Below are 17,668 nucleotides of genomic sequence, written 5' to 3' on the forward strand. Positions count from 1 at the left end.
CACAGAGGGAATGGTGGACGCATCCATCATCCAGGCCGCGGCGCCTTCGAACATCCCCATTCACACGCCCGGTTATCGCGTGCGCGAACGGCTGGGCCACAGCGCGACGCACGCGACATGGCGGGCGCAGCGCAGTCGCGATGGCCAGTCGGTCGTCCTCAAGATGCCGACCGCATCGCAACCCACACCGCTGGAAGTCGCACGGCTGCACCACGAGGTGGAGATCACGGCCACCCTGCCTGCGACGGCCGTTGTTCGCGCCCTGGGCGTCGAACAGTGGCACGCGCGCCATGCGCTGGTGCTGGAAGACGTCGGCGGCGTCGCGATGTCGTCGAGGCTGTCGCCCCGGATGCCGCTGCGCAGCGTGCTGCAACTGGGCTGCGCACTCGCCGATGCAGTGGCGGCGGTGCATGCCTGCGGCGTGATCCACAAGGACATCAAACCCGCCAATGTGATCGTCATCGGCGAGCAGCAGGTGCGGCTGACGGACTTCGGCTTTGCGGTGCGCATCGCCCGCGAGACGGCGCGCGAGCTCGCGCCCAATGAGCTCGAAGGCACCCTGGCGTACATGGCGCCGGAGCAAACCGGGCGCATGAACCGGCGCATCGACCGGCGCTCCGATCTCTATGCCTTGGGCATCACACTGTACGAGCTGGCGACCGGCGTGCTGCCCTTTCGCAGCCAAGACCCCTTGGACCTGGTGCACCAGCACATCGCGAGGATTCCCGCATCGCCGCGCGAGCACCGGCCCGAGTTGCCGCGCGTGCTCGCGGACCTGATCCTCAAGCTCATCGCCAAGGACGCCGAAGCGCGCTACCAGAGTGCCGCCGGCGTGCACGCGGATCTGCGGCGCTGCCTCGAGACGCTCGATGGCGACAGCGTGCCGCCGTTCCCCATCGGCCAGCACGACGCCAGCGATGAGTTCCGCATTCCGCAGAGCCTGATCGGACGCGCGCGGGAAGTCGCTGATCTGGACCAGGCGCTTTCGCGCAGCCGCGCAGGTGCCGTGCAGCTGGTGGTGGTGGAGGGGCCGTCGGGCATCGGCAAGAGCGTGCTGGTCGGCGAGATCGCCCGCCTGGCTTCCGCCGCGCGGGCATTGCACGTGCACGGCAAGTTCGACCAGTTCCGCCGCGACCTGCCCTACGTCGCCATCATCCAGGCCTTCGGGCAGATCGCGCGGCGCCTGCTGACGGAGCCTGACGATCGGCTGGCCGTGTGGCGCGCCGAACTGGGCGATGCGCTCGCGCCGAACGGGCAGGTGTTGCTGGACCTGGTGCCGGAACTCGCCCCTGTGCTCGGCCCGCAACCGCCGGTGCTGGCGCTGGGCTTGTCGGAAGCGCAGATCCGATTCACGCTGGTGCTTCGCAGCTTCGTGCGCGCACTGGCCAATGCCGAACATCCGCTCGTTCTCTTCATCGACGATCTGCAGTGGGCCGATGGCGCCTCGCTCGCCTTGCTCCAGACCCTGCTGACCGATGCGGACATGACGCACCTGCTTGTGGTGGTCGCCATGCGCGACGCGGAGGTCGGGCCCTCGCATCCGTTTCGCCTCTTCCTGCAGGAGTTGGAAGAGGGCACGGGTGCCCCGCCCGTGCGCCTGATGCTGGCGCCCCTCGATCGCCACGCGGTGGCCCGCCTGCTGGTCGAGGCGACGCATGCGCAGGCCGATGCCGTCGGGCCCTTGGCCGATCTGGTGACCGCAAAGACCGGCGGAAACCCCTTCTTCGTGGGCGAGTTCCTGCGCGAACTCAGCCGTGATGGTCTTCTGCATTTCGATTTCGGGCGGCGTGAGTTCCAGTGGGACTTGGCGCTGGTCCGCAGACGACACACGACGGACAACGTGGTGGACCTGGTCATCGCCCGCATCGCACGGCTGCCCGCGGCGACGCGCGATGCGCTCGAATTCGCCGCCGTGGTCGGCCACACCTTCGACCTCGCAACCCTGGCGCAGGTGGCCGGCCGCACGGCCCAGGAGACGCGTGCCGACCTGGCCGCAGCGCTGGGCAACGACATCCTCGTCCCGGTCGGCGACGACTACAAGTACACGACGCTTGCCGATGACACCGCCGGCGCCAGCCAGGTCGTGTATGCCTTTCTGCATGACCGCGTCCAGCAGGCCGCCTACGGGATGATTCCGGCCGATCGGCGGCCCGGCGCGCACCACCGGGTCGGCCGTCTGCTGCTCGCATTGGCGCCCGCACAGGTCGATGAGCGCCTGTTCGACATCGCCACGCATTTCGAAGCGGCCGGCGATGAGGTGCGCGAGCCGCGGGAGCGCATCGACATCGCCTCGATCTTTCTGCGCGCGGCGCAAAAGGCGAATGGCTCGATGGCATGGGACGCCGCGCGGCGCTATGCGGACGCCGGCCGCGCCCTGCTGGGTGAAGAAGGCTGGCAGTCGGCCGGCGACACCTTGCATGCGCTGTCCTTCGAGGCACTGAAGGCGGCCTTCCTGCTTTCAGACCGCCCGGCCCTGGAGACGGTGCACGACGAGATCGTTCGCCACGCCCGCTCGGAAGTGGAGCGGGCCAGCGCGACAGCCGTCAAGATCCGGCTACTGGTGAGCGCGATGGCCTATGGCGAGTCGCTGGACGTGGCGCTTCCTGTGCTCGCGGCACTGGGCGTCCCGCTGCCGCGCAAGGGACGCCAGCACCACGTCGTCGCCGGGCTGCTGCGCACCAAGTGGGACTTGCGCGGCCGACCCGTCGCGAGCCTCGTGGACCTGCCGGAAATGAGCGATCCGGCCATGCGCGTCGCGATGCGCGTGCTGGTCGACGTGAGTCCCGCGGCCTATGCCAACGAGCCGCAGCTCTTTCCGCAGATGGTGTTCGAACTGGTCCGCCGGTCGATCCGGCATGGAACGACGCCGCAGTCCGCCTTCGCCTACGTTTGCTATGGCCTGGCGATGTGCGCGGTGCTCGGCGACTACAGCGGGGGTCTCGCCTTCGGCCGGCTCGCACTGGCGGTGATGGACCGCACCGGCGCGCGCGATTTCGAAGCCAAGGTGCGCTTCCTGAACAGCCTGTTCATCCTGCCCTGGAGCCAGCCGCTGGCCGACACGATGGAGCCCTTCCGCCTGGGTGCCGCCGCGGGTCTGGAGACGGGCGACCTCGAGTACTACAGCTACTGCTTCTACGGCCTGGACTCGCACGCGCTGTTCGCCGGGCAGGACTTGCGCGCGTTGTCGGTGGCGTGTGGCGCCCACCACGAGGCAATCCTGCGGCACAACCAGCAAAAGGTCGGCCTGGTGATGCTGCTGGTGCGCGACACCATCGCATGGCTGCGCGACGACGAGCCGGTCGTGATGGGCGACATCGACGAGGGCCGCGTGCTGCAACTCGCGACGGAACGCGGCGACGCCACGTCGGTGGCCTATGCGCATGCGTGGCGCTCGTGCAAGGCCTGTCTGGGCGGCAACTGGGACGACGCGTTGGCGGCTGCCGCCGGCTGCCGCGCCTACCGTGCAGGCATCGACGGGCAGTTGTTCGTTCCCTTCTTCCAGTTTCATGAATCGCTCGCGCTGCTGGCCGTGGCGCGGGAAGGCCGCGCGCGTCCGCGCTGGTCGCGCACGGTGGCTGCCAACCAGCGCCGCTTGTCCGCCTGGGCCCAACGCGTGCCGACGACGTTCCTCGCGCGCTGGGAACTGGTGGAAGGCGAGCGCGCCCGCAGCGCCGGCAAGGTGGGGGACGCGCTGCGCCGCTACGAGCAAGCCATCGCTGCGGCGATCACCGCGCAGAACCCGCACGATGAAGCGCTCGCGCACCAGCTTGCGGCCGGTTGCGCGACGGATGCCGGCATGGCCATCGTCGCCCGCGCGCATCACCTCGGGGCGCGCGCAGCGTGGCACCGATGGGGCGCACGGCGGCTGGTGCGCCGGCTTGACGAACTGCACCCGGAACTCGCCGCCGTGTTGCCCGCACCAAAGACGCCCCGATCGACGACATCGAGTTCCGGCTCGGGTGAAGCCCTCGACGCACGCGCCATCACCCGCGCCGCGCAGGCCGTGTCCGAGAAGCTGCGGCTGCCGGACGTGGTGGGCGAACTGTGCAGCCTGCTGCTGGCCAATGCGGGCGCGCGCCAGGCGGTGCTGGTGGCGCGCGGCGACGGCGACTGGCGCGTGCTGGCCCGGGCGCACGTCGACCACCCCGATGCCGACGTGCTCGCCGATGGCGCGCTCGGCACGGCCGACGTGTTCCAGGCCGCCGTGCACCTGGTGCTGCGCACACGCCGCGCCCTGGTGATCGACGACGCGCCGCAGGACGCGACCTTTCATCTCGACCCGTACGTCACGCGGGCGCGTCCACGCTCGGTGTCCTGCTCACCCATGCTGCGCCATGGCGAACTCATCGGCGCCATCCTGCTGGAGAACGATCTGGTGGCTGGCGCCTTCACGCCGGACCGCGTCGAGTTCCTGCAGGTCATCGCGACGCAGGCCGCCATCTCGATCGAGAACGCCGGGCTGGTGCAGGACCTCGAACGCTCGCTGGACGCCCAGGTGGCGCTGACCAATGCGCATGCCCGTTTCGTGCCGCACCAGTTCCTGGCTTCGCTCGGGCGCCAGAACATCCAGGACGTGCGGCTGGGCGACCACGCGTCCAAGTCGCTGTCGGTGCTGTTCTCGGACATCCGGGGCTTCACACCGCTGATCGGAAGCCTCACGCCGCGCGCCAGCATCGACTTCATCAACGCGTACATCGGGCGCATGGAGCCGGCGATTCTTGCCAACCGCGGCTTCGTTGACAGCTACATCGGCGACGCGATCATGGCGCTGTTCGACGGCACGCCTGACGACGCGGTGGCCGCGGGCATCGGCATGCTGCGCGCCTTGCAGGTCTTCAACGATGAGCGTGCGGGCGCCGGGCTGGCGCCGCTGTCCATCGGCATTGGCATCAACACCGGCGCGCTGATGCTGGGCACCATCGGCGGGCCGAACCGCATCAAGTGCGGCGTGATCGGTGATCCGGTCAACCTCGCGGCGCGCATCGAGGGGCTGACCAAGCAACTGGGTGTACCGCTGCTCGCGGGCGACGAGACGGTGCGCGGCCTGGCGCGGCCGGGCGCCTGCCTCACGCGTCCCGTGGGTCGCGTGGTGCTGGTGGGGCGCGCGGAACCGGTGCTGGTGCACGAAGTGTTCGATGCCGATCCGCCGGCGATTCGCGACGCCAAGGCTGCCACGCTGGAGCGCTATCGCAACGCCTGTGAGGCCTTCCATGCGCGCGAGTGGGCCGATGCGCGCGCGGGCTTCGACGCGGCGGTGAAGGCGTGCCCGCAGGACGGCGCCGCGCTGGCCTTTCGGAATCGCTGCGACGAACTGCTGGCGCAGGCGCCCGGCCCCGAGTGGACCGGCGTGCTGCAGATGTCGCGCAAGTAGTGGCCCTTCAGGTGGGGCCGGTGCCGTCCCACTCGCTCGTGTATTCGCAGAAGCCGAGCACATCGAAGTCGACCACATCAACCCAGTCGTCGCCCGACTTTTTCAAGAGGCGCCCCTGGAACTGCGCGGCCTGCTCGAACACGATCAACGGATACTTCCACAGCGTGGCGGTGCCGGTGACTTTCCAGCTCATCTCGACCTTGTATTCCTTGGTGTCGTCCACCGCCGAGAACGTGACGGTCTTCGGGTACTTGAAGACGATCTTCCACCGCTCCCAATCCGAGAAGGCCGAGACGAAGGAGTCCTGCGGAAAGCGCAGCCGCAAGTCGCCATGTCGGAAATAGGCGACCGACTTCTGGAAGGCCGCATGCAGGCCGACGTCGAAGGCGATCTCGCGCGAAGGATCGGAGAACGCCGCCCAGGCCCACACGTTTCCGGGCAGGAACCAGATGCCCCAGTCGTGGTCGTGGTAGCCGGTGGCATCGACCAGGTCGATGCGCTCGCCATTGACCGTGACCCATCCGTTCACGCGGGCCGACGGCATGTAGGCGAGCCACGAACTGATCTCCCACGGCTTGCCGCCCTGCACGTTGCTGGCGAGGATCTGCGGCGCGTCGGCTTGCGTGTAGACCAGCGACATCGCAACGGTGCCGTCGTCGGACGTCGCCTTGATTTCGTAGGTGTTGGCGTCGATCGCGCGCAGCGTGTTGCCGGCCAGCGTGACGTCGGCGCGCTCGGACGACGCCCAGAATTCCGAGAGGCCGTGGTAGTCCATCTTCACCGTCACGTCGTTGCCGCTCTCGCCGAAGACGGCCGCGTTGAGGTTGACCGCGCCCACCAGGTCGACATCGGTCGGGTTGAAGCACGAAAAGGTCACCATCCCTGACTTGCGCGTCTTCGGATCGACCCAGTTGAAGTACCACCACTCGGTGTACCAGAAGACGTGCGAGGCATTGCGGTATTGGTCGATATGACCTGCGTCATCGGCGAGCGTGATCACACCGGCGTTGACGGGCGGGATGCCGGTGGGTGCGGCGCCCGGCGCGTCAACGTCGAGTACGTGCTGCGCGATACCAGCGGACAACTCCGCCCAACCGGCCTTCCCCGGCACGCCGCTGAACAGCCCGCCGTCCCAAGGCTTGCCTTCGTCCCAGCGCTGCTGGTCATGCAGCCGGAAGGGCGCGAACATTTCGGGCATGCCCATGTCCCAGATCGTGCAGCGCGCCTCGGTCGATCCGGTGCGGTCGAGAATGGCGTTGACGGCGCGGCGCGCGGCCTCGTTGGCTGAGTCCATGCAGGCCAAGTCGGCGTTGGTCTGCACGTAGTCCGAGGCGAGTACCAGGTTCTCGATGGCGGTGCCGGCCTGCGGCCGCTTGGCCCAGCTGTCGGGCGAGTTGATGAACAGGGGCTCGAGGTTGATGTCCTTGTGCGGCCTGAGCGGGTTGGGGTCTTCGATGTCGGTGTCCAGGAACCAGCCCACCTTGTCCTCATCGCGCAGGAGCACATGGCCGTCGCGGTTGAGGGCCAGCTTCAGTTCCTGCCACACCTCATCAGCGATCTTGTCGGGATCCAGGTCTTGCGCGGGCTGCGGGATGAATTTGCCGGCGGTTTGCCAATCCGAAATGTCGACCGACAGGATGCCGTTCACCGTGCCGTCGCCGTAGTTGCGCAGGTCGATGCCTTTCCAGAACTGCGCCTCCGAGATCGACGTGATGGCCCACGGCGAATCCACGTAGAGCACGTGGCCGTGAATCACCGGCACGTCGGTTTTCAGGAAGAACTGGATGCCGTTCATCCACCGCACCTGCGGCGAGATCTCGCGGATGGTGGCCAGCGCCGGATCGGCCGCCACCATCGCGTCGCTCACCAACGGGCCCATCACCTCGACGGGCATGGCGCAGACGTAGTAGTCGGCGACGACCTGCGTGATCGTGCCGGAGCTCAGGTCTTCCACCTGCGCGCCGGTGACGCGGCCATTGGCGCAGTCGATTGAATGGACGCGGCGCTGGGTCAGGTAGGTGCCGCCCAATTTCTCGATGCAGGCGATCCACGGCTCCAGCAGTTGCGGACTGGTCGGCCCGTCGAGCACGCGATCGGTGCTGCCGGCAGCGAAGTCGAACTCGCCGAACAACAGGTGAACCTGCACCTGCCCGATGGTGCGGGCGCTGCCCACCCGTGCATTCGCCGCCACCAGCGAGCGCGACAGGCCCTCCGCAAGAAACTTTTGATACGCCAGCGAGCGGCTCCCGGCACCGACAAATTCCCACCACGACACCTTCTCAAGCTCGTGCAGCCGACGCTCGTCGCACGAGGTCATCACCTGCCACAAGCGGTCGGCAAAGAACTCGATCTCGCCGGGTTTCAAGCCGATCTTGGTGTCGAAGGCGTCCTTGAGGATCAGCAGCACGTCGGTCAGCGAGCGTGGAAAGCGCGAAGGCGTGATCACCGGGTCGCCGGCGAACTGCGCAATCTCGATGCGGCTCGTCGCCGTCAGGTTGTCGTAGCAGGTGGCTTTTCCGAATGGGATGCGCTTCATCGAGTCGGGCAGGTGCCGATAAAACGCGGGAATGAAGCGAAAGCCGTGTTCGCCCGGCAGGTCGGGCCGACCGCCCTTGCCGGTGTCCGTGGCAGGAATGGTGCGCGACTTGCCGCCCGGAATCTTCTTGAGCTCGTACACGGTGACTTCGAAGCCCCGCTCGAGCAGTTCATGCGCGGCCGTCAAGCCGCCGATCCCCCCGCCCAGCACTGCAACCGACTTGCCCATGGAAGCTCCTCGACGAGATTTTGTTTGGTGCGCGATGGTAGGGCTTCCGGGGAAAAGAGGTAACTCTTTGCAGTTCGGGGGCGTGCCGAGGGTAATTCCCGAGCCAGTCGCAAGACTGTGAATTTGTATGATGATCGTGCAACCTTCACCAGCGCAGTGCAGGTGCGCGCGCAGCATTGTTCCGGTTCCGGCCCGTTGGCAGGTCACGTTCATCGGGCCTCAAATCCAACAACAGGAGACAGCAATGAACTTTCGCACTCGCCTTGTCGCCGCCGCAGCGGCGCTGGTCGCCTCCACCGCCGTCATCGCCGCGGGGCCGAATGTGGTCAGCGGCCCCGGCGAAAACCCCTCGTGCTTCAAGCCGTGGGACGCCAGCACCAAGTACTTCCAGTGGCCCGCCAAGAAGGGGCCGTACCGCATCGCGCTGGCCAACGGCTTCGTCGGCAACACCTGGCGCATCCAGATGATCAAAATGGCCAAGGCCTATGCGGCCACGCCGGAGATGAAGGAGAACATCAAGGAGTTCAAGATCGTCTCGACCGGCACGGACGTGGCGGCGCAGATCGCGGCCATCGACAACTTCATCAACTCGGGCTATGACGCCATCGTCACCATTGCGGTGAACCCGACGGCCTTCGCGCCCGTCATCAAGCGCGCCAATGCGGCGGGCGTGGTGGTGGTGCCCTTCGACAACGTGCTCGACAGCACGGAAGTGATGATGGTCAACGAGGACCAGACGGCGATGGGCACGCTCTCCGGCGATTGGCTGGTCAAGAACATCCCGAGCAAGAGCGGCAAGCTGATCGAGGTGCGCGGCGTGCCGGGCAACTCGGTGGACCGCGATCGGCACTTGGGCTTCCGCAAGGTGGTCGAGGCACCGGGCAACAAGTTCGAGGTGGTGGAAGTGGTCGGCAACTGGGACGACGGCACGGCGCAGAAGGCGGTGGCCGATGCGGTCGCGGTGCACAAGAACTTCGACGGCATGTTCGTGCAGGGCGGCTCCACCGGCGCGGTGCGCGCGCTGATCGATGCCAAGCACAAGATGATTCCGGTGGCTGGCGAGGCGGAGAACGGCTTCCGCAAGCTGTGCGCCGAGCGCGCCAAGGACGGGTTGCTGTGCACCTCGCTCGGACAGTCGCCGGGCCTGGTGGCGATCTCGATGAAGGCGGCCGTCGCGGCGCTGCAAGGCAAGGTGATGCCGCAGTTGATTTCAGTGCCGATCCCCACGGCGACGCATCCGAACTTCAAGGCGGGCGAAAACTACTTCCCGGACCTGACGGACAACTTCTTCACGACCAATGATTTCCCGCCCTGCGGTGTAAACCTCAAGGCCACCGACATCATGTCGAAGGACGAGAAGAACAACTGACGCAACGCGATTTGGATCCCATCCTCCAACTGGTCGACGTCTCCAAGCGCTATGGCGGCGTGCGCGCATTGGAGCGCGCGAAGTTCGCCTGCGCGCCGGGGCGCATCCACGCGCTGCTCGGCGAGAACGGCGCGGGCAAGTCGACGCTCATCAAGATGATGGCCGGCGTGGTGCAGCCGGACGAGGGCCGCATCGTGCTGGAGGGAACGGAGCGCCGCTTCGCGCATCCGCAGGAGGCCGTCTCGGCCGGCATCGCGTGCATCTTCCAGGAGCTGTCGCTGATGCCGGACCTGAGCGTGGCGGACAACATCTGCATCACCAATCCGCCGCGCAGGTTCGGCCTGATCGACCGCAAGGCGCAGCGGCGCATCGCCGAGGCGGCACTCGCGCGGGCGGGCGCCGAAGGCATTCATCCGCTGGCGCCGGTGGGGAGCCTGTCGCTCTCCCGGCGGCAGATGGTCGAGATCGCAAAGGCGCTGGCGCGGGAGCCCAAGATCCTGATCCTCGACGAAGCCACTTCCGCCCTCACCGCCGCCGACGTGGAGCGCGTCTACACGCTGCTCAAGCGCCTGCGCAGCGAAGGCCTGGCCATCGTCTACATCTCGCACCGCATGAAGGAGATTGCGGACCTGGCGGACGACTGCTCGGTGTTCCGCAATGGCCAGCACGTGGCGACCTTCCAGGCCGGCACCAGGACCGACGCGCAGACCGTGGAGATGATGATCGGGCGCGACATTGCGCACGCGTTTCCGCCCAAGCCACCGCCGCGACCCGCCACCGAAACGGCCGCGCCGTCGCTCGACGTGCGCGGCCTGTCGTGGAATGGCCGGCTGCATGACATCGAACTGGTGGCGCGCCCCGGCGAGATCGTCGGCCTCGGCGGGCTCGACGGCCAAGGCCAGCGCGAATTCTTCCTGGCGCTGTTTGGCGTGCTGCGCGGCGTGAGCGGGGAGGTGCGCCTGGACGGCAAGCCCGTCAGCGTGAAGAGCCCCCGCATGGCCAAGCGCGAGGACATCGGCATCGCTTTGGTGCCCGAAGACCGCAAGACCGACGGCCTGATGCTGCCCATGTCCGTGCGCGACAACCTGAGCTTTGCCGCGCTGGAGCGCCTGAGCCGCGCCGGTGTCGTCATCGCGTCCGAGGAAGACAAGGCCACCGGCGACATGGTGCGCAAGCTCTCCATCAAGGCGCCGGAGTTGAGCGATGCGGTGGGCACGCTGTCGGGCGGCAACCAGCAGAAGGTGGTCATCGCCAAGTGGCTGATGAACACGCCGCGCATCATCCTGCTGAGCGACCCGACGCGCGGCATCGACGTCGGCACCAAGCAGGAGATGTACGTGCTGCTGCGCCGCCTCGCGGACGAGGGCGCGGCGGTGCTGCTCTATTCGACCGACTATGCAGAACTCATCGGCTGCTGCGACCGCGTGGCCGTGTTCTTCGACGGCCGCATCGTGCGCTGGCTGGCCGGCGCCGAACTGACCGAGCACGCGCTGGTGTCCAGCGCGCTCAATCTCACGACGGAGGCGGTGCACTGATGTCCGACTGGCGCTTCCATCTGCGCGAACACCGCGGTGCCTACGCCGCGTTCGCGATGTTCGTCCTGATCTTCGCGCTCTACATCACCAAGCATCAATCGGGCTGGACCGTTCCTGTGCTCACGACCGCGACCAACAAGGGCGTGCTGCTCGCCATCGTCGCCATGGCGCAGACCTTGCCGGTGCTGACCTCGGGCATCGACCTGTCGGTGGGCATGGTGTTCGTGCTGGCCAACTGCCTGGCCTCGCACCTCGTCGTGGGCACGCCCTTGCAGGCGGCGGTGGGTGTGGTCGTGGTGCTGGGCGTGGGTGCGCTGTGCGGCTGGATCAACGGCGCGATCATCGTCTACGGCAGGTTGCAGCCGATCATCACGACACTGGCGACGGGCACGATTTACTTCGGCATCGCGCTGGGCTTGCGGCCAGTGCCGGGCGGCGACGTGTACGCCGGCCTCGCGGATGCCCTGACCGGCGCGTTGCCCGGCGGCGTGCCGACGATGCTGGTGGTCTTGCTGGCGGTGGTGCTGCTGGTCTGGGTGCCCTACCGGCGCTCGGCCATCGGTCGCGCGGCACTGGCCATCGGCTCGGCCGAGGGGGCGGCCTACATGTCGGGTGTGAACATCGGGCGCACCAAGCTCGTCACGTACACGCTGGCCGGATTGCTCGCGGCCATCGGCGGGCTGCTGCTGACTTTCGTGACCTACTCAGGCGAGGCCTCGTCGGCCATCGGGGGTGTGTACACGCTCAACTCGATTGCCGCAGTGGTCATCGGCGGGACGTCGCTGGCAGGTGGTGCGGGCAGCGCCATCGGCTCGGTGTTCGGCGCGCTGGTGCTGCGCACCATCGGCGACCTGCTCTTTGTCTTCGACCTCGAGCCGCTGTGGCAGCCACTGTTCCAGGGCGTCATTCTTCTCACGGCCGTGAGCCTGGGCGCGCTGCAGTTGCTCAAGGTCAGCAATCGACTGGACCTGTTCAAGTGACGGAGCTCGCCCTTCGATTGAAGCGCTCCGGCCAGTTGCCGGTGATTGCCGCGGCGGCCTGCACCGTCGCGCTGCTGCTCATCGGCAGCCTTTATTCGAAGAACTTTCTCTCGGCGGAATACCTGCTGCTGCAATTGCAGATCGCATCCTTCCTCGGCATCGTGGCGACGGGCGCGATGCTGGTGATCCTGCTGGGCGGCATCGACCTGTCGGTGCCGTGGATCGTCACCGTGGGTGGCGTGATGTCGGCCGCCGCTGCCGGTTGGTGGGGGCAGACTGGCGAGATGCTGGCCATTCCCTTCGGCATCTTCTGCGGATGCGTGCTGGGCGCGGTCAATGGCATCGGCGTGGCTTATCTTCGCGTGCCGTCGATGATCTTCACGCTGGGAATCAACGCGGTGGCGCAGGGGCTGATCGTGGTGCAGACCGGCGGCTTCGCGCCGCAAGACCGTTCGACGGCGGCCATGCACCTCATTGCCACGGGGCGTTCGTTCTTCGGCATTCCCAACGCGCTTCTGGTGTGGGCCGTGATCGGCGGCCTCACCATGTTCATGCTCCACCGCAGCACGCTGGGCCGCGCGATCTACGCGGTCGGCAACCGGGAGCGCGCGGCTTACCTGTCGGGCATCAACACGCGCTGGGTCACGCTGCTGTGCTTCACCATTGCCGGCGCCTGTTCGGCGGCGGCGGGCGTGCTGCTGACGGGCTACTCCACCAAGGCCTACCAGGCGATGGGCGACGCCTATCTGCTGCCCGCCATTGCGGCGGTGGTGCTGGGGGGCACCAACATCCTCGGCGGGCGCGGCTCGTACCTGGGCACTGTGGTGGGTGTCATGCTCATCACGCTGTTGCAATCCATCCTCTCGGTGATGCAAATTCCGGAGATGGGCAGGCAGGTCACCTATGGCGTCGTGATCATCGCGATGTTGCTGGTGTACGGGCGCGGCCAGCGGCATTCGCAATAGACACAAGACATCCAACAACAAGACCTGAAAGGAGCGCTTCGATGGCCCTTGACCTCACCCCGAGCTTCGAAGTGATCGACGATCGCTTTCGCAAGTACGCCTTTGGCAATGTGCACCTCGAAAAGCTCTTCACGGGCTGCCGCTGGGCCGAAGGGCCGGCGTGGTTTGCGGCGGGGCGCTACCTGGTGTGGTCCGACATTCCCAACGACCGCATGATGCGCTGGGACGAAACCGATGGATCGGTTTCGGTGTTCCGCCAGCCGGCGATGAACACCAACGGCCACACGGTGGACCGCGAGGGCCGGCTGGTGTCGTGCGAGCACCGCGGGCGCTGTGTGTCGCGGGTCGGCTTTGACGGCAAGCGCACCGTGCTGGCTTCGCACTTCGAGGGCAAGCGATTCAACTCGCCCAACGATGTGGTGGTGAAGTCCGATGGCAGCATCTGGTTCAGCGACCCGAGCTACGGCATCGACAGCGACTACGAAGGCGACGCATCGCCCAACGAAATCGGCGACCAGTGCGTCTACTGCATCGAGCCCGACCTGAGCGTGGTGACGCGCGTTTCCAGCGGATTCGTGCAGCCCAACGGACTGGCGTTTTCACCGGACGAAAGCCTGCTGTACGTGGCGGACACCGGCGAGACGCACGTGCCCAACGGCCCGCATCACATCCGCCGCTTCCGCGTGGGCGCCGATGGCCGCAGCGTGAGCGGCGGCGAAGTCTTTGCCGAGTGCACCGCCGGGCTGTTCGACGGCTTTCGCATCGACGTGCACGGCAACCTATGGACGAGCGCCTTCGACGGCGTGCACTGCTACACCCCTGAAGGGGACCTCATCGGAAAGATCAAGGTGCCCGAGGTCGTGGCCAACGTCTGCTTCGGCGGCCCCAAGCTCAATCGCCTGTTCATCTGCGGCACGACTTCGCTTTATTCGGTGTACCTCAACACGCGAGGCGCCACGCGTCCTGCGGCCGTTTAGAAATCCACAAGGCTCAGGCCGACGCTCAGCACCGTGCGGTTGCGGTTGTAGTCGATCAGTGTGTCGCCGTAGCCGTTGAACAGCTGCATGTGGAAGCGCAGGTTGCTCTTGGCCGGGCCGAGGGCCCGCAGCCATTCGAGCCGCTGAGAGCCCTTGCCGAAGGCGCGCACGGTGAGGCCGACCGAGTTCCTCTCGTCAACGTTCCACCATCCGGCAATTTCGGCCTTGCCGATGTAGTCGACGATGTCCGGGTTGTCGTCTTTCTCCGGGTCCTCTTCGATGCGCTTCCAGACGCGCGCCGTGATGTGGAAGCGGTCCTCCAGTTCGACGCCGCCCATCAGGTAGACGCGGTTCCAGCTGCGCGACAGCGGCAGGCTCTGCCCGTTGGACTGGTGCGCAATGCCCGCACCCGCATAACGCCAGCGCCAGCCGCCGGGCAGCTGGATGTCGGTGGGGTAGACGTACATCATCTCGGGCTCGTGGTCCGTCGTACGGAACGGGCGCGACAGCGCGCCGTTGAACACTTGCCATGTCGACTGCAGCGAATAGCCGAACCACAGCGAATCCATGCGCGACTCGCCGCGCGTGAGGAGGCCCTCCGCGACCTTGGTGCGCAGCGAAAGGTTCAGTCGCATCTCGTTGGACTGGTAGTCCACCGGCGTACCCGTATGGTTCGGCGACGGCGAGGTGGGCACCTGCGGCTTTTCGGTTGCCGCGCCAAAGGAGATGTCGAGCGGGCGATAGCCGCGCAGGCCGAAGGTGCCGCAATTGGTCCCGGCTTCGAGCTCCCAGAATCTTGAAAGGGTGGAGTACTGCTGGTCGCGGCAGCCCTCGTCCGTCGCGACGGAGACCACGCGCGTGGCCGGGATGCTGGCATCAACGGGCGGCGCCGGCTTGTCGTCGGGATGCGTCGATGCGAGTGCCGGCGGCGCGGGTGGCACTGCCGAAGCTGGCAGCGTTTGCTGCTGCGCCCAGCGGTCGAAGCATGCCAGGCGTGCGTCCTTGTTGTCGGCCAGGCGCTGGCACTGTTGCCAGGTCAGCTGGTCGTCCGCCAATGGACTGGCGGGCTTGAGTGTCGTTTGCGCCTGCGCCTGGCAGGCAAGAACCGCAAGGGCCAGTCCTGTCGAGAGGGCGACGCCACGCGCAGGCGCGCGCCACGTCAATTCCACTGACCCGTCTTGCGAAGCACGAAGGGACGCGTGCTGTCGTCGGAGGCTTTTCTCCATGTGCCTTTGAATTCCTTCCCGCAAGTGCCCGGCGTCGTGTCGCCGGACCAGCTTGCGTCGATGCTTTGTCCGTCCTGCGATTCGTCCAGGGCGAGCAATCCATCGGTATCGATATCGCCTGCCAATCGGGCAGGGGGCTTTCCGGCGCGCTGGATGGTGCCGCGCACGCCGTCGTAGTCGGGATGCTTTTCGAGCACCACCGTTGCAATGCCGGGGACGCCGTCGAAGGTCGCGTCCCAAGTGCCGTAGAGCGCCTGCATCGGCAGGTCTTTTGCGCTCGCCGGGCAATCGGCGGCGGGCGGCTTGGGCGCCGCGATCTGGGCGCAAGCGGACACGGCAAGCAGCCACGCCATGACCAGCGCCAGGGAAATCCGCGTGGCCTTCATGGGGTGGTGGGCGCTGCCGCGGCCGCAGCGGCGGTGTCGGCTGCGCGTTTGGCGAACTCGGCGCGCAGTGCCTTGAGTTTCTCGCGCGGATCTTCTTTCACGGTGGTCTTGTCCAGGCCCATCTCGGCGATGAAGCGGCTGGGCTGCGCCGCCACCATCTCACGGCCCTTCTTGCGCTTGCGCGTCCAGCTCACGGCCAGGCTTCGCTGAGCCCGCGTGATGCCCACGTACATGAGGCGTCGCTCTTCCTGCAGGCGCTCGGTGACGCTCTCGGCCACCTTTTCCTGGCGGCCCTCGTCATCGTCGAGCTTGAAGGGCAACAGGCCTTCGTTGGCACCGATCAGCATCACGTGCGGCCATTCGAGACCCTTGGAGGCATGCAGTGTCGACAGCGTGACGACGTTCTGGTCCTGCTCGCGTTCGCTGATGGTGGAGAGCAGCGAAATCGTCTGCGCCACTTCCAGCAGGTTCTTGGTTTCGCTGACGGTGTTGGCGCCCGATGCGTCGTCGATCTGGCCGCCGCAGCGTTGCGCCATCCAGTCGCAGAACTCCATCACGTTGGTCCAGCGGCTGGCAGCGGCCGTCTCGCTCTCTTCACCGTCGTACAGGTGCTTCTCGTACTCGATTTCCTTGAGCCAGTTGTTCAGGAAAGTGCGCGCGTTCTCGGCGCCTTCGGTGCGCTTGGCGCTGTATTCGAGGTAGTTGATGTAGCGGCCGAACTCGTTCAGGCCCTCGAGCGCGCGCTTGGGTATCACGCTGGGCAGCGAGTGGCTGAAGAGCGCTTCAAAGAGGCTCAGCTTGTATTGCGTGGCGAACACGCCCAGGCTTTGCAGCGTGGTGTGGCCGATGCCGCGCTTGGGCGTGGTGATTGCCCGCAGGAAGGCCGGGTCGTCGTCGTTGTTGACCCACAGGCGAAACCAGCCGCACAGGTCCTTGATCTCGGCGCGGTCGAAGAAGCTCTGTCCGCCGGAGACCTTGTAGGGCACCTGCGCCTTGCGCAAAGCCTGTTCGAACACGCGCGCCTGGTGATTGGCGCGGTAGAGGATCGCGAAGTCGCGAAATTCCTTGTGCTGCGAGGTTTCGCGCAGGCTGACGATGCGCGCCACGGCGCGCTCGGCTTCATGCACTTCGGTGTCCGCATCGACCACCCGCACCGGCTCGCCTTCGCCCAGTTCGCTGAACAGTGTCTTGGGAAAGAGCTTCGGGTTCGGCCCGATCACGTTGTTGGCCGCACGCAGGATGGCGCTGGTGCTCCGGTAGTTCTGCTCGAGCTTGACGACCTTGAGGGTGGGGTAGTCGACGGGCAACTTTTTCAGGTTGTCCAGCGTGGCGCCGCGCCAGCCGTAGATCGACTGGTCGTCGTCGCCCACAGCCGTGAAGTGGCCGCGCGTGCCCACGATGGCCTTGAGCACTTCGTACTGCGTGGCGTTGGTGTCCTGGTATTCGTCGACCAGCACATGGCCGAGCGCGGCCTGCCATTTCGCGCGCACCTGATCATGGTCTTTCAACAGCTTGAGCGGCATGCCGATCAAGTCGTCGAAGTCCACGCTCTGGTAGGCCGTCAGCCGCTCTTCATAGCGCGCCATGATGCGCGCGATGATGCGTTCGTTGTCGTCCGCCGCCTGCGCTTCGGCCTGTTCGGAATTCAGGCCCATGTTCTTCCACTTGCTGATCGTCCACTGCCAGATGCGCGCAGTGGCCGCGTCGGTCGTGCCGCCAGCGTCTTTCAGGATCTTGGTGACGTCATCTGCGTCGAGGATGCTGAATGCGGGCTTCAGGCCGAGCACCGCCCCGTCTTCGCGCATCATGCGCACGCCCAGTGCGTGAAAGGTGCACACCACCACGTGCTTGGCGTCGCGCCCGATCAATCCCTTGGCGCGCTCGCGCATTTCCGCCGCCGCCTTGTTCGTGAAGGTGATGGCCGCGATGCGCTTGGGCTCAAGGCCGGCCTGGATCAGCCGGGCGATCTTGTGCGTGATGACGCGCGTTTTGCCGGAGCCCGCACCTGCCAGAACCAGGCAGGGTCCGTTGAGGTAGTTGACAGCTTCCAGTTGCGAAAGATTGAGACCGGCAGACATTCAAAAAAACAGGGGCG

General features: G+C 66.6%; 10 protein-coding genes. 6 read left to right on the plus strand and 4 right to left on the minus strand.

Annotated elements, in window-relative coordinates; genetic code table 11:
* Positions 1–10 precede the first annotated feature (10 nt).
* Positions 11–5,371, plus strand: a complete 5,361-nt coding sequence (locus tag QTI66_RS33685) for an AAA family ATPase (RefSeq protein ID WP_286564727.1) — start codon at positions 11–13, stop codon at positions 5,369–5,371.
* A gap of 7 nt (positions 5,372–5,378) precedes the next feature.
* Here QTI66_RS33685 and QTI66_RS33690 read toward each other — a convergent pair whose 3' ends face one another.
* Entirely contained in the window at positions 5,379–8,135 is a 2,757-nt protein-coding gene (locus QTI66_RS33690) for an FAD-dependent oxidoreductase (RefSeq protein WP_286564728.1), read from the minus strand.
* A gap of 244 nt (positions 8,136–8,379) precedes the next feature.
* Between QTI66_RS33690 and QTI66_RS33695 the strand changes: the two genes are divergently transcribed.
* The 5 genes from QTI66_RS33695 to QTI66_RS33715 are packed head-to-tail and all read left to right on the plus strand — an operon-like array spanning position 8,380 to position 13,961.
* Complete coding sequence (locus tag QTI66_RS33695) at positions 8,380–9,504, plus strand: sugar ABC transporter substrate-binding protein (protein ID WP_286564729.1); 1,125 nt, start codon at positions 8,380–8,382, stop codon at positions 9,502–9,504.
* The gene (locus tag QTI66_RS33700; RefSeq protein WP_444815084.1) at positions 9,501–11,039 is read left to right on the plus strand and encodes a sugar ABC transporter ATP-binding protein; all 1,539 of its coding nucleotides are present in this window, start codon (positions 9,501–9,503) and stop codon (positions 11,037–11,039) included. The genes QTI66_RS33695 and QTI66_RS33700 overlap by 4 nt, the downstream gene beginning before the upstream one ends.
* Positions 11,039–12,019, plus strand: a complete 981-nt coding sequence (locus tag QTI66_RS33705; protein WP_286564731.1) for an ABC transporter permease — start codon at positions 11,039–11,041, stop codon at positions 12,017–12,019. Before QTI66_RS33700 ends, QTI66_RS33705 begins: the two co-directional genes overlap by 1 nt.
* Positions 12,016–12,984 (plus strand): ABC transporter permease, encoded by a 969-nt coding sequence (locus QTI66_RS33710; protein ID WP_286564732.1) that lies wholly within the window; start codon positions 12,016–12,018, stop codon positions 12,982–12,984. The genes QTI66_RS33705 and QTI66_RS33710 overlap by 4 nt, the downstream gene beginning before the upstream one ends.
* Positions 12,985–13,025: 41 nt before the next feature.
* Entirely contained in the window at positions 13,026–13,961 is a 936-nt protein-coding gene (locus QTI66_RS33715; protein ID WP_286564733.1) for an SMP-30/gluconolactonase/LRE family protein, read from the plus strand.
* Here the strand turns inward: QTI66_RS33715 and QTI66_RS33720 are convergent.
* The 3 genes from QTI66_RS33720 to QTI66_RS33730 are packed head-to-tail and all read right to left on the minus strand — an operon-like array spanning position 13,958 to position 17,651.
* Complete coding sequence (locus tag QTI66_RS33720) at positions 13,958–15,130, minus strand: phospholipase A (RefSeq protein WP_286564734.1); 1,173 nt, start codon at positions 15,128–15,130, stop codon at positions 13,958–13,960. The two genes, QTI66_RS33715 and QTI66_RS33720, sit on opposite strands and share 4 nt — an antisense overlap.
* A complete protein-coding gene (locus QTI66_RS33725; RefSeq protein ID WP_286564735.1) occupies positions 15,121–15,573 on the minus strand; it encodes a hypothetical protein in 453 nt (150 codons plus the stop codon). The genes QTI66_RS33720 and QTI66_RS33725 overlap by 10 nt, the downstream gene beginning before the upstream one ends.
* Complete coding sequence (locus QTI66_RS33730) at positions 15,570–17,651, minus strand: ATP-dependent helicase (protein WP_286564736.1); 2,082 nt, start codon at positions 17,649–17,651, stop codon at positions 15,570–15,572. Before QTI66_RS33730 ends, QTI66_RS33725 begins: the two co-directional genes overlap by 4 nt.
* Positions 17,652–17,668: the final 17 nt, after the last annotated feature.

Origin of the sequence: Variovorax brevis (genome assembly GCF_030317105.1) — a bacterium.
GTDB lineage: Bacteria > Pseudomonadota > Gammaproteobacteria > Burkholderiales > Burkholderiaceae_C > Variovorax > Variovorax brevis.